Source organism: Micromonospora sp. II, from assembly GCF_001709195.1.
Classification (GTDB): Bacteria; Actinomycetota; Actinomycetes; order Mycobacteriales; family Micromonosporaceae; genus Micromonospora; species Micromonospora chalcea.
The window spans coordinates 1-11,685 of the sequence record NZ_LYXF01000062.1; the positions used below are offsets into that span (position 1 = coordinate 1).

General features: G+C 73.7%; 14 protein-coding genes. 8 read left to right on the forward strand and 6 right to left on the reverse strand.

Features of this window, described 5'->3' with window-relative positions:
* On the forward strand, positions 1–749 hold a 749-nt coding region (locus tag A8711_RS25565; RefSeq protein ID WP_069089578.1), incomplete at its 5' end, for an HAD family hydrolase.
* Positions 749–1,561, forward strand: coding sequence for an HAD family hydrolase (locus A8711_RS25570; RefSeq protein WP_043327724.1), 813 nt, complete (start codon positions 749–751; stop codon positions 1,559–1,561). The genes A8711_RS25565 and A8711_RS25570, both read left to right, overlap by 1 nt.
* Before the next feature lie 35 nt (positions 1,562–1,596).
* Here the strand turns inward: A8711_RS25570 and A8711_RS25575 are convergent, their stop codons facing one another.
* Complete coding sequence (locus A8711_RS25575; protein ID WP_043327723.1) at positions 1,597–2,187, reverse strand: bacterial proteasome activator family protein; 591 nt, start codon at positions 2,185–2,187, stop codon at positions 1,597–1,599.
* A 57-nt stretch (positions 2,188–2,244) separates the two neighbouring features.
* Here A8711_RS25575 and A8711_RS25580 point away from each other — a divergent pair, with 57 nt between their 5' ends.
* Together A8711_RS25580 and A8711_RS25585 are read left to right on the forward strand one after the other, a co-directional pair.
* Positions 2,245–3,072, forward strand: a complete 828-nt coding sequence (locus tag A8711_RS25580; protein ID WP_043327722.1) for a S9 family peptidase — start codon at positions 2,245–2,247, stop codon at positions 3,070–3,072.
* 48 nt (positions 3,073–3,120) lie between these two features.
* Positions 3,121–4,344 carry an ABC transporter substrate-binding protein gene (locus A8711_RS25585; protein WP_043327721.1) on the forward strand — a complete coding sequence of 408 codons (1,224 nt, stop codon included), beginning with the start codon at positions 3,121–3,123 and terminating at the stop codon, positions 4,342–4,344.
* A 67-nt stretch (positions 4,345–4,411) separates the two neighbouring features.
* Here the strand turns inward: A8711_RS25585 and ddaH are convergent, their stop codons facing one another.
* On the reverse strand, positions 4,412–5,245 hold the full coding sequence (ddaH, locus tag A8711_RS25590; protein ID WP_176722883.1) for a dimethylargininase: 834 nt from the start codon (positions 5,243–5,245) through the stop codon (positions 4,412–4,414).
* A gap of 59 nt (positions 5,246–5,304) precedes the next feature.
* Between ddaH and A8711_RS25595 the strand changes: the two genes are divergently transcribed.
* Positions 5,305–5,763 carry an Lrp/AsnC family transcriptional regulator gene (locus A8711_RS25595; protein WP_030499444.1) on the forward strand — a complete coding sequence of 153 codons (459 nt, stop codon included), beginning with the start codon at positions 5,305–5,307 and terminating at the stop codon, positions 5,761–5,763.
* Between the two features lie 55 nt (positions 5,764–5,818).
* Positions 5,819–6,775: a zinc-binding dehydrogenase gene (locus A8711_RS25600; RefSeq protein ID WP_069089579.1), complete on the forward strand. Its 957-nt coding sequence runs from the start codon at positions 5,819–5,821 to the stop codon at positions 6,773–6,775.
* Positions 6,776–6,781: 6 nt separating this feature from the next.
* Here A8711_RS25600 and A8711_RS25605 read toward each other — a convergent pair whose 3' ends face one another.
* The 3 genes from A8711_RS25605 to A8711_RS25615 all read right to left on the reverse strand — a co-directional run bounded on the left by A8711_RS25605 (position 6,782) and on the right by A8711_RS25615 (position 8,963).
* Positions 6,782–7,909: a hypothetical protein gene (locus tag A8711_RS25605; RefSeq protein WP_069089580.1), complete on the reverse strand. Its 1,128-nt coding sequence runs from the start codon at positions 7,907–7,909 to the stop codon at positions 6,782–6,784.
* 65 nt (positions 7,910–7,974) lie between these two features.
* Complete coding sequence (locus A8711_RS25610) at positions 7,975–8,232, reverse strand: DUF6457 domain-containing protein (protein WP_043330820.1); 258 nt, start codon at positions 8,230–8,232, stop codon at positions 7,975–7,977.
* A complete protein-coding gene (locus A8711_RS25615; protein ID WP_069089581.1) occupies positions 8,229–8,963 on the reverse strand; it encodes a molybdenum cofactor guanylyltransferase in 735 nt (244 codons plus the stop codon). The genes A8711_RS25610 and A8711_RS25615 overlap by 4 nt, the downstream gene beginning before the upstream one ends.
* 246 nt (positions 8,964–9,209) lie before the next feature.
* Between A8711_RS25615 and fdhD the strand changes: the two genes are divergently transcribed.
* Positions 9,210–10,064, forward strand: a complete 855-nt coding sequence (fdhD, locus tag A8711_RS25620; protein ID WP_043327716.1) for a formate dehydrogenase accessory sulfurtransferase FdhD — start codon at positions 9,210–9,212, stop codon at positions 10,062–10,064.
* 4 nt (positions 10,065–10,068) lie between these two features.
* Here the strand turns inward: fdhD and A8711_RS25625 are convergent, their stop codons facing one another.
* Positions 10,069–11,178 (reverse strand): DUF4192 domain-containing protein, encoded by a 1,110-nt coding sequence (locus tag A8711_RS25625; RefSeq protein ID WP_069089582.1) that lies wholly within the window; start codon positions 11,176–11,178, stop codon positions 10,069–10,071.
* Positions 11,179–11,330: 152 nt separating this feature from the next.
* On the opposite strand from A8711_RS25625, the gene A8711_RS25630 reads away from it, so the two are divergent.
* On the forward strand, positions 11,331–11,685 hold a 355-nt coding region (locus A8711_RS25630), incomplete at its 3' end, for a fructosamine kinase family protein (protein ID WP_176722884.1).

Genomic DNA, 11,685 nt, shown 5'->3' on the forward strand with positions numbered 1-11,685 from the left:
TCTCCGCGTACACCCACCGGGTGCTGGACCGGGTGCGGTCCGCCGGGATTCCGGTGGTCGGCGCGACCGGCCGCGGACCGCGCCTGACCGAGCTGACCCGTAACGACATCCGGGCCGCCGACTTCCTGGTGATGGCCGGTGGCGGCCGGGTGGTGGACCAGAGCGACCCCGACGGGCCGCTGGTGCTGCGCGACGAGCGGCTGCCCGGCGAGGTGCTGGCCCGGATCCTCACCGACCTGGAGGCGGCGGTCGGCCCGCTCACCGTGATGGTCGAGGCGTCGGACGAGCACGACGCGCCGCTGTGGGGCGACTACCACCCGAGCTGGCCCTACCCGGACCGGTTCGAGGCGCGCAGCCGGATGGAGTGCCTGTCCTGCGACGTGATCAAGGCGTTCGCGCGTACCGCCGACCACCACGTGGACGAGCTGCTGGCCGCCGCCCGGGCGATCGTGCCGCCGGAGGTGGCCACGCTCACCCAGGCCGGGCTCGGCTTCATCGAGATCTGCCCGCCCCGCACCGACAAGGCCAGCGGCCTGAGCGTGATCGCCGAGCGGCTCGGCGTCGACCCGGCCGACGTGCTGGTCTTCGGCGACCAGCCGAACGACCTGCCGATGTTCGACTGGGCCGGGTGGGCGCGGGTGGCGGTGGCGAACGCCCACCCGGAGGTACGCGCCGCGGCGGACGAGATCACCTTGCGCAACGACGACGACGGGGTGGCCGTCTACCTGGACCGACTACTGTCCCGGTGATGGAAGATCCACCTCGGCTCGTCGCCTCCGACATCGACGGCACGCTGCTGCGCGACGACCGGACGCTCAGCCCGCGTACCGCCGGCGTGCTGGCCCGCATCGCCGCCGCCGGCACGCCGGTGGTCCTGGTCACCGGCCGTCCGATCCGCTGGCTGCAAATGGTGTACGAGCAGCTCGCCGCGCCGCTGCCGGCGATCTGCGCGAACGGCGCGGTGGTGTACGACCCGGTCACCGACCAGGTGCTGCGGGCCGACCCGCTCGCCCCGGAGCTGCTGGCCGAGGTGGCCCGGCGACTACGGGCCGAGGTGCCCGGGGTCAGTCTCGCGGTGGAGATCGTGGACAGCCGGCAGATGCGGCACGAGGCGCACTACCCGCTGCGCTGGGACGCCGACCTCGACGCCATCCGGGCCGTCGAGTCGCCCGAGGAACTGCTGGCCGCACCCGCGGTGAAGCTGCTGGCGCGCGCCGGTGAGCAGGACCCGGACGTCTTCGTGCAGGTGGTGGCGGGCGCGCTGGAGGGGCTGGCCGAGGCGACCCACTCGTCGTACAGCGGGCTGATCGAGATCTCGGCCGCCGGCGTGACGAAGGCGGCCGGCCTGGCCTGGTACGCGGAACGGCTGGGCGTCGGCGAGCGGGACGTGCTGGCCTTCGGCGACATGCCCAACGACGTGCCGATGCTGGCCTGGGCCGGACGCGCGGTGGCGGTCGCCAACGCCCACCCGGCGGTACGGGAGATCGCGCACGAGGTCACCGGGCCGAACACCGAGGACGGCGTGGCGGCGTACCTGGAGAAGGTCTTCGAGCTGGACTGAGCGGCCGGGGCGCGTGACGCGCCCCGGCCGACGGGTCACAGGTACTGGCCGGGCGCGTGGCCCTCGCCGGCGCCGGGCATCCCGGGCATGCCCGGGATCACGCCGCCGGGGCCGCTGGGCAGCGCCTGACGGCCCGAGCGCATCTGCTCCAGCTGGACACGGGCGGCCATCTGCTGGGCCACCAGCGCGGCCTGGATGCCGTGGAACAGGCCCTCCAGCCAGCCCACGAGCTGGGCGTGCGCGATCCGCAGCTCGCCCTCGCTCGGCGTCTGCCGCTCGGTGAACGGCAGCGAGAGCCGCTCCAGCTCCTCGCGCAGCTCGGGCGCGAGACCCTCCTTCAGCTCGACGATCGAGCGCTCGTGGATCTCCCGCATCCGGTTCCGGCTGGCGTCGTCCAGCGGCGCCGCCTTCACCTCCTCCAGCAGCTGCTTGATCATGCTGCCGATCCGCATCACCTTGGCCGGCTGCTCGACCAGGCGGGTCGGGTCCTCGCCCTTGCCCTCCTCGTCGGTCTGCACCGTGCCGACCGGGCGGCCGTCCGGCCCGACCACCACCACGGTGCCGGGGATGCCATCGTTGCCCTGCTCGTCGTCCCGTCCGGAATGCGCTTCGGTCATGGCACCCATCTTTACCCACGCCGACCATGTGCACGCGGCCGGACCGGAGGGAGCTACCGTCGCCGCATGCTCTCCGACCCACGCGAGGTGCTGACCCGCCCGTCTCCGCCGCCGGACGCCACAGTCGCCTACGGCGACCACCCGGACCAGCTCGCCGACCTGCGCCGGCCCGCCGGCGACGGGCCGGCCCGGCCGCTCGTGGTCGTGGTGCACGGCGGTTTCTGGCGGGCCGAGTACGACAGGGCCCACACCGGCCCGATGGCGGCGGCGCTGGCCGCGCTCGGCCACCCGGTCGCGCAGATCGAGTACCGCCGGACCGGCCAGCCCGGCGGCGGCTGGCCGCACACCCTCACCGACGTCCGCACCGGGGTCGCCGCCCTGCCCGGTCTGGCCGCCGCCGCGCTGCCCGGCCGGGTGGCGCCCGTACCGCCGATCCTGATCGGCCATTCCGCGGGCGGGCACCTGGCCCTGTACGTGGCCGCGCGCGCCCCGGAGACGGTCGCCGGGGTGGTCGCGCTGGCCCCGGTGGCCGACCTCGCGCAGGCGTACCGGCTGGACCTGGACGGCGGGGCGGTGGCCGCGCTGCTCGGCGGCTCCCCGGAGGACGTGCCGGACCGGTACGCGGACGCGGATCCGTCGAATTTCGTACCCATGCGAACACGGACCGTAGTCGTGCATGGCGAGCAGGATCTTCAGGTTCCCACCTCGATCAGCCGATCCTGGGTGGCCGCCGACCGGGCTGCCGGCGGCACTTCCACCTTGATTGAGCTGCCTGAATGCGAGCATTTCGGGCTGATCGACCCGGAGGCGGCTGCCTGGCCCCGGGTGACACAGGCGTTGCGGTCGCTTCACGATGATCTTCCGGGCATTGACGCAGCGTCGCCGACCAGGTAGAACGCCGAAGGGGTGTGCACCATGGCCACCCCGTCGGGAAGGAAATCGGTGGCACAGATGAACCGCAGGCGGGCTCTGCAACTGCTGGCCGCGCTGGGCACCACCGGACTGGCGGCGGGTTGCGGCTCCGGGGAGGACGACACCGGGGAGCAGGCCGGATCCGGCAGCCCGATCAAGATCGGGCTGATCGTGCCCGGCAGCGGGGCGAACAAGGCCATCGGCGACGAGATCACCAACGGCTTCCAGCTCTACCTCCGCCTGCGCGGCCAGCAGATCGCCGGCCATCCGGTCACGCTGGTGCCGGCCGAGGAGGGCTCCACCGCCGCCAGCGGCAAGGCCGCCGTGGAGCGGCTGATCAAGGAGGGCGTGCTCGCGCTCACCGGCGTGGTCAGCCCCACCGTGATGACCGGCATCAAGGACTCGGTCGAGCAGGCCCGGGTGCCGCTGATCGGCTCCAACGCCTCCCCCTCGACGCTGCAGGGCGTCGTCTACATCTGGCGCACGTCGTACGTGCTGACCGAGCCGGGCGAGGCGCTCGGGGAGTACCTGCGCCAGAAGCTCGACGCGTCGAGCCGCATCGCCATCTTCGGCACCCGCGGCCAGGGCAGCCAGGACGTCGTCGAAGGGCTGCGGCGCGCGTACGAGCGGGGTCGCCGGCTCACCGAGGACCCGATCTACACCGACGACTCCGACAACCCCTCGCGGAATCTCTACGCCGGGCCGATCCGCAAGGCGCTGGAGCGGAAGCCGGACGCGGTCTTCTGCCACTACTCGGGCGCCCAGGCCGTCCAGTTCGTCAAGCAGCTCTACGCCCTGGGCTACCGGGGGCCGATCTACGCCCCCGGGTTCCTCACCGAGGGCACCGCGCTGGACCAGCTCGACGACGGTGAGAAGGGCCGCGACCGCAAGCTGATCGAGGCGAACGGCATCGAGACCGCGCTCAACTACTCGGCCGATCTCAACAACACCGCGAACCGGATCTTCGCCTCGGCGTACCGGAAGACGTTCAACTCCGCGCCGACCACGTACGCGATGGCCTCCTACGACGCCGCGCTGGTGCTGGACAAGGCGATCCGGCTGGCCGGGGCGAACCCGTCCCCGCAGCAGGTCAACCTGGCACTCGGCAAGGTCGGCCAGGTGGACAGCCCGCGCGGCCCCTGGCAGTTCAACCAGACCCGTACCCCGCAGCAGAAGTGGTACCTGCGCCGGGTGCAGACCGACGGCCGGCTGCTGTCCAACATCGTGATCAACGAGCTGGCCACGCTCGGCTGACCGGCCCCCGTACGCGACGAAGGGCGGTCTCCCCACCGGGAGGCCGCCCTTCGCGCCGAGGCGTGGTTCAGTGCCGCAGTTCGGCGATGCAGCACTTCACGCTGCCACCGCCCTTCTTCAGCTCGGACAGCTCCACCGGGACCGGGTGGTAGCCGGCCGCCTTCAACTTGCCGGCCAGCCGCGTCGCCTCGTTGTTCAGCACCACGTTGAGCCCGTCGCTGACCAGGTTCAGGCCGAACGCCAGCGCGTCCTCGTCGTCGGCGACGATCGCGTCCGGGAACAGCTGGGCCAGCACCTTCTGGCTGGCGGCGGAGAAGGCGCCCGGGTAGTAGACGATGTTCTCGTCGTCGATCGAGGCGAGCGCCACGTCCAGGTGGTAGAAGCGCGGGTCGATCAGGCGCAGCGAGACCACCGGGCGGCCGAGCGCCTCCTGCGCCTCGGCGTGCGCGGCCGGTTCGGTCCGGAAGCCGTGCCCGGCGAGGATCAGGCCGCCGTGGGCCTCCGGCAGGTACGCGAAGTCGCCCTCGCCCTCGTTGGTCTCGTTCGGGGCGATGAACCGCCAGCCCTGCTCCTCGTAGAACGCCCGGTGCGCGGCGGCCTCGGCGGTCCGCTGCTCGTGCTTGAACCGGGCGCCGTAGACGGTCCCGTCGACCACGAACGCGCCGTTCGCCGCGTAGACCATGTCCGGCAGCCCCGCCTCGGGCGTGAGCAGGTGCACGTCGTGGCCGAGCCCGACGAGCGTCTCCCGCAGCCGGTCCCACTGCTTGACCGCCAGGTCGGCGTCGACCGCCGTGGTCACGTCCATCCACGGGTTGATCGCGTACTCGACCGTGAAGTGCTCGGGCGAGCACATGAGATATGTCCGCTTTCGCGAGACTCGCTGCTGGTTCACGGTCACCAAGAGTAGGTACGGTACAACTTTGGTAACAGCCACAAGCATTGCTTCCCGGGAGCAGAACGTTGCAGATAGACGCGGTAGACCAGCGAATCATTGCGTTGCTCGTGGCTGACGCCCGCGCCTCGTACGCGGACATCGGCACCCGGGTGTCACTCTCCGCCCCCGCCGTCAAGCGACGGGTCGACCGACTCCGGTCCGCCGGGGTGATCCGGGGATTCACCGCCGTCGTCGACCCGGCCGCTGTCGGCTGGACCACCGAGGCGTTCGTCGAGCTGTTCTGCGCCGGCCGGACCACCCCGGCACAGATCGGCGCCGCCGCCCGACGGCACCCCGAAGTGGTCGGCGCGTACACCGTCTCCGGCGAGGCCGACGCGCTCGTGCACCTGCGCGCCGCGGACATCTCGCACCTGGAGGAGGCGCTGGAGCGGCTGCGCGCCGAATCGTTCGTCACCTCGTCCCGCAGCACCATCGTGCTCTCCCGGCTGGTCGAGTCCCCCGGCGTCGGACCGTCCACGCCTTGACCTCAACCTCGCTTCATGTCGTGCACTGGTGACCGGCTCGAAGCGAGGGGGCGGTATGCGTGCGGTGTGGCTGCGGGAGTTCGGCGGACCGGAGGTGCTCGTGCCCGGGACGGCACCCGATCCGGCACCCGGACCGGGCCAGGTGCTCGTCGACGTGGCACACGCGAACATCACGTTCGTCGAGACGATGTTCCGGGCCACCGGCTTCGGGCCGTTCGACGCCGAACTGCCACTGATCCCCGGCAACGGCGTCGGCGGGACGATCACCGAACTCGGACCCGGCGTCGATCCGGCGCTCGCCGGGCGCGTCGTGGTCACCGCCACCGGCGGCACCGGCGGGTACGCCGAGCGCGTCGTGGTCGACCGGAGCGCCCCTGTCCCCGTACCCCCGGGGTTGGCCCTGGACGCGGCGGTGGCGCTGATGGCCGACGGCCGGACCGCCCTGATGCTGGCCCGGGCGGCCGGGCTGCGGCGCGGCGACCGGGTCCTGGTGGAGGCGGCGGCCGGCGGCGTCGGGTCGCTGCTCACGCAGTTGGCGGCGGCGTCCGGGGCGACGGTGGTGGCCGCCGCCGGCGGCCCGGCGAAGGTGGCCGGGCTCCGCGCGGCCGGCCTCGACCTGGCAGTCGACTACCGGCAGCCCGGCTGGACCGGCCGGGTCCGGGACGCCGTCGGCGCGGTCGACGTGGTGTTCGACGGCGTGGGCGGACCGCTCGCCCGGGAGGCGTTCGACCTGCTCGACCCGGGCGGGCGGATGCTCAGCTTCGGGCTCGCCGGCGGCGCCTGGGCGGACATCCCGGCCGAGGCGGCCACCGCACGCGGCGTCACGCTGCTGAGCCCACGGCCCGGCCCGGACGAACTGCGCGCCCTCACCGAGGCGGCGCTCGCCGAGGGCGCCGCCGGCCGGCTGCGACCGCAGATCGGGCAGCGCTTCCCGCTGGAACGGGCCGCCGACGCGCACGCCGCGATCGAGGCCCGGCAGACCGTCGGCAAGACCCTGCTCGACGTGCGCTGACCCGGCTCAGAGGTACATGCCGGTGCGGTGCTCCTCGGCCCGCGCCGGCTTGTCCCCCTCGCCGAAGAAGCGCTTGCCGCCGAACTCGCCGTGCAGACGGTCGTCCAGCTCGTCGGCGAGACCGGTCATCACCTGCACCGCGAGCATCAGGTGGGTGGGCTGGAAGTTGCGGCCGAACACCGGAATCGAGGCCCACACCGTGTCGTCGGCGCAGTAGAGCCGCCCGATCGGCATCCGGTTGGTCAACTCGGACAGCTTCACGTACAGGCGCTCGGTCGGCTCGACCTCGGTCAGCACCGGCGAGAAGACGTCCACGAGCGGCGGGTTGTCGCGCACCCGGACGAACACCATCGCCGAGCCGGCCCGGATGTTGATGTCACCGTCGGAGTCGACCTGAAGCTGGTCGGACGCGGACTTCAGCATGGTCGACACGACGGTGCGGACCCGCTCCTCCAGGGCCAGCACGTCGTTCTCGCCGGACTGCGCGGCCGCCGCCGCGGCCAACGCCTCGTCCAGGTCGGCCTCGACGTCGCGGTCCGGGCCGAACTCGCTACGGGCGGTGCCGAGCGGCTCCACCGGCAACGGCTCACCCTCGGTGTCGTGCACCAGGTAGACGAGGAAGGCGGGATGCGGGGCGCCGTAGACGTCACGCAGCGTCCGGGACAGCACGGCGGCCAGCCGGGTCGCCTCGTCGGTGCCGCAGTCCAGCCCGAACTGCTCACCGGAACCCGGCACCACGCCCGGCGGCGACCAGCCGAGCGCCACCATGTCGGCCACCGCCGCCCGGTCCAACCTGTAGCCCTGAGGCAGCGTGGCGTTGCCGACCGCCCGGGCCGAGAGGCGACCCTCCTCGCCCGCGTCCACGCTCACCGAGTAGACGGCGTCCCCGGTGCCGGAGGCGGTCGGATCGAGTGTCACCTCCAGGTGACCACCGGCGGGCAGTGCGCGTAGCCGCTCGGCGAGCGCCCGCGCGAACTCACGCCAGGCCTCGGTGACCTTGGCCCGCAGATCAGCGGTGGTCGGCTCGTCGAGCAGGATCGACTCGTGATGCTCCGGCGCGCTGCCGGTGGCGTGGTGTTCCGGCGTGCTGCCGGCAGGCTTGTCGACCGGCGCCGAGGGGTGGTCTGCCGTCATGATCGCCTCCGTCCGTCCCCGCCACCCTACCCACGCGCGGCGGCCACCGAATCACGCGCAAGGCGCTATTCCGCGGGCGTGGACCCACCCAGATCCACCGGCCACGAGCCGGCCAGCGCGCTGAGCCGCTCGGCCGCCGCCGCCGGGTCCGCCCCGCGCCCCACCGCCACCCCCAACAGGTACGCGGTGACCGGCGCCCCCGGCCGGACCACCTGATGCGCCACGTCCCGGGCCACGTCCAGCACTGTCGGCACCGGCACCCCGGCCGGGTCCAGGTCCAGCTCGGCGCAGACCGCCGTGACCCAGTCGTCCAGCACCGTCATCTCGACCACTCCTCCGCCCGGCGTACGTCCTCGTCAGTGTCGCAGTCGAACCAGGGCGGAGGACCCGAGCCGGACCACGACACCTCGCGTACGGCGACACCGGTCAGCAGTCCGCGTACCGGCGCCCCGTCGAGGGTGCCGCCCCGCGTCGCGGCGAGCCGGTCGAGGGCGGCCCGCAGGGCCGGTAACCGCCACACCGCGCAGAGCTGCTGGCGGCGGCCGTCGCCGTCCACGTAACAGGCGAGGGCGACGGTCGGTCCGCGCGGGGGGAGCGCTGATGCCCGCTCGGTAGCGCGGTCGAGTTCCCGATCAGCGGCCGGTTCGCGTTCCCGCTCGGCGGCCCGATCGTGTTCCCGCTCGGCGGCCAGGTCGCGTTCCCGCTCGGCGGCCGGGGTGTCGAGGGCGCGCCGCAGCTCGGTCACGGCGGCGGCGGTGAGCAGCGGGAGATCGGCGGCGAGCAGGGCGACTGTTGTCGTACCCGGGTCGAGCAGCGCCAGCCCGGCCGCAATGGCGGCCACCGGCCCGCCACCGGGTGGCTCCTCACGTGTCGTCCGGACGCCGTCGGGCACCGGACCGGACGGGCCGACCACGATCCGCTGGTCCGCGTCGGCCACCGCGGCCAGCACCCGGTGCAGCATCGGCCGGCCGCCGACCGGACGGGCCGGTTTGTCGACGCCGCCCATCCGCCGGGCCGCGCCACCGGCAAGGACCACCGCCGCGTACCCCGTCACCGCCTCACCCTATCCACAGCCACGACCGTCGAATCCCGGCTCGGACACGAGGCCCGGACCCGTGCCCGGCTTCGCTGGCGGTTTTCCGACGTTGATCAACTCCATCTCGCCGAAGTGGCGGCATCCGGGGCCGTCCGATACCGCCACTTCGGCGATCTGGTGTCGATCATGATCGGCTGGGCCGGCGGGGCACGTGAACGAGTGGGGTGGGGTGCGGGCAGTGGAGGGGCCGGGGAGGATGGCGGGATGGGACGGGCGACAGACCGGCGGAGCGTGCTGCGGATCGACCTCGACGCGACGGGCGAGGGCCGGGGCCGGATCCGCCGCCAGGACACCCTGGCCGCGGAGGAGCCACTGGAGATCCGCGTGGGCGCGGCCGGGCCGGGTCGGCGTCGGCCGCTCGCGGTGACTATGCGTACGCCCGGCGACGATCTGGACCTGGCGATCGGCTTCCTGCTCACCGAAGGACTGATCCGGTCGGCCGAGGACGTGCACACCGCACAGCTCTGCGCCGGTGCGGAGACCCCGAACACCTACAACGTGGTCGACGTGGCGCTCACCCCCGGCGTTCCGGAGCCGGTCACCGATCCGTCGCGCAACTTCTACACCACCAGTTCGTGCGGCGTGTGCGGCAAGGCGAGCATCGAGTCGGTGCGTACCCGTTCGCGGTTCGCCGTGCGGGACGACCCGCTGGTGGTCACCGCCGAACTGCTGGCCGCGCTGCCGGACCGGCTGCGGGCCGCGCAGCGCGCCTTCGACCGCACCGGCGGCCTGCACGCGGCCGGCCTCTTCACCGCCGACGGGGAGATGGTGGTGCTGCGGGAGGACGTCGGGCGGCACAACGCGGTGGACAAGGTGATCGGCTGGGCCGCCCGGGAAGGGCGGTTGCCGCTGGCCGGGCACGTGCTGCTGGTCTCCGGGCGGGCCAGTTTCGAACTCACCCAGAAGGCGTGGATGGCGGGCGTGCCGCTGCTCGCCGCGGTGTCCGCGCCCAGCACGCTCGCCGTCGAGCTGGCCGAGGAGGCCGGGATGACGCTTGTCGGCTTCCTGCGCGGGCCGACCATGAACGTCTACACCGGGGCGGCCCGGATCGGCGGCTGACGGCTCAGCGTCGTGGACGGCGACGGCGACGGCGCAGCACCGGGCCTGCGTCGGAACCGGGCCAGCCGTCCAGCTCGGACGGGGCCACCCCGCGCCGAAGCGCCTCGTCGAGCAGCAGCGCGAGCGAATAGCCGGGGTGGGCGGACAGCACCCGTTCCAGGGCGACGGCCGCCAGCGCCCCGTGCCCGGAGCGCCAGGCGGAGAACGCGAGCAGGCAGCCCGGCGCGGCGATCAGGTCCGGCTCGGCGCGCCGCGTCACGTCGGTCCAGAGGCTGATGTCGGCATCCCGGCCGTCGGTCCGGGACCAGGCGTGATCGCGTACCGGGATGTGGGTGAGCAGCACGGTCAGCCAGGCCACCTCGTCGTCGTCGAGCCGCTCGCCACGCCGCTGCCTGCGGAACGCGGCCCGCACCGCCGCCGTGCCCGCGCTCCGCACCGCGCGTGGTGAATCCTCCGGACCTCCACCGTCGGCCCGCACATCACCGCCCCCCGGCACGGAACTGCCGGCCTCCGGGCCCCGGCCGGACTGCGCGGGCGTCCCGCCGGTGAGCGCGGCCAGGCGCAGACGGGCCCGGCCGGTGGCCCGGCGCATGGCGAGGCGTACCGGCCCGTCGAGCGGGGACACCTGCGCGGCCAGCGCGGCCCGGTCGGGCAGGGCGACCTGGCCGGCGAACACGGCCGCGGCGCTGACCTGGCTGGCGGCCGGGTCGTACGGGGTGCCCTCGGGCGGGCAGCAGGACGGCTCGGCGCACAGGTACGACCACCAGCGGCCGTCGGTGACCCGCAGGGCGTCGAGCACGACCAGGCCGGCAGCGGTCAGCGCGTCGCCGATCGCGTCCACGGCACCGGTCACCCGGGCGGCCGGACCGTAGCCGACGACTGTGGCGGCGTCGGCGTCCTGCCGGGCCACCACGTGTGCCAGGTGCCGGGCCGCCGGGCCGGGGTCGGCGCCGGGCGCGGGCAGGTCTCCCCGGGCGGCGAAGACGACGCGCCGGCCGCGTACCGCGACCACCACGACGCTGTCGGCCGGGTGGAAGCCGAGCAGGTAGGGCACGGCCGTGACCATGTCGGCGGGCGAGCGGACGGAGAGGCGGGGTTGCTCGGTGGAGTTCATGCCGGGAGCGTGGGCGGTGTAGTGCCACCGCGTCCGCCCCTGTGGACGACACGCGGTCCGTCCACAGATACGGAGCGTATCGGTCCAGGTCAGCGGCGATCCGTGGCGTCGCTTGCCCCACGGTTGTCCGGGGTACCCGCTACCTTGCGCTCATGGACCTGGCGTACCTGCGGGCACACCCGGAGCACCTGCCGACCTTCCTGACCCACCAGCGGATCCGGGAGACCCCGGTCTCCGGCGGCGACATCTGCGCCGCTTCCCGGCTCACGCTGGACGACGGGCACTCGGTGTTCGCCAAGACGTGGCCGGAGCGGGCGGCGCGTCCACTGCCGGAGGGCTTCTTCGCTGCCGAGGCGGCCGGGCTGCGCTGGCTGCGCGAGGCGGGTTCGGTGCCGGTGCCGGAGGTGGTCGTGGCGTTGCCCGATCTGCTCGCGCTCGACTGGGTGGAGCCGGGCGAGCCGACGCCGGAGGCCGCGGAGGCGTTCGGGCGTGACCTGGCCGGGCTGC

Bases quoted from the DNA above. Each gene is read 5' to 3' on its own strand.
- fdhD (WP_043327716.1), top strand. From the start codon at position 9,210: ATGGGACGGGCGACAGACCGGCGGAGCGTGCTGCGGATCGACCTCGAC.
- A8711_RS25605 (WP_069089580.1), bottom strand. From the start codon at position 7,909: ATGACGGCAGACCACCCCTCGGCGCCGGTCGACAAGCCTGCCGGCAGC.
- A8711_RS25600 (WP_069089579.1), top strand. From the start codon at position 5,819: ATGCGTGCGGTGTGGCTGCGGGAGTTCGGCGGACCGGAGGTGCTCGTG.
- A8711_RS25570 (WP_043327724.1), top strand. From the start codon at position 749: ATGGAAGATCCACCTCGGCTCGTCGCCTCCGACATCGACGGCACGCTG.
- A8711_RS25575 (WP_043327723.1), bottom strand. From the start codon at position 2,187: ATGGGTGCCATGACCGAAGCGCATTCCGGACGGGACGACGAGCAGGGC.
- A8711_RS25580 (WP_043327722.1), top strand. From the start codon at position 2,245: ATGCTCTCCGACCCACGCGAGGTGCTGACCCGCCCGTCTCCGCCGCCG.
- A8711_RS25610 (WP_043330820.1), bottom strand. From the start codon at position 8,232: ATGACGGTGCTGGACGACTGGGTCACGGCGGTCTGCGCCGAGCTGGAC.
- A8711_RS25625 (WP_069089582.1), bottom strand. From the start codon at position 11,178: ATGAACTCCACCGAGCAACCCCGCCTCTCCGTCCGCTCGCCCGCCGAC.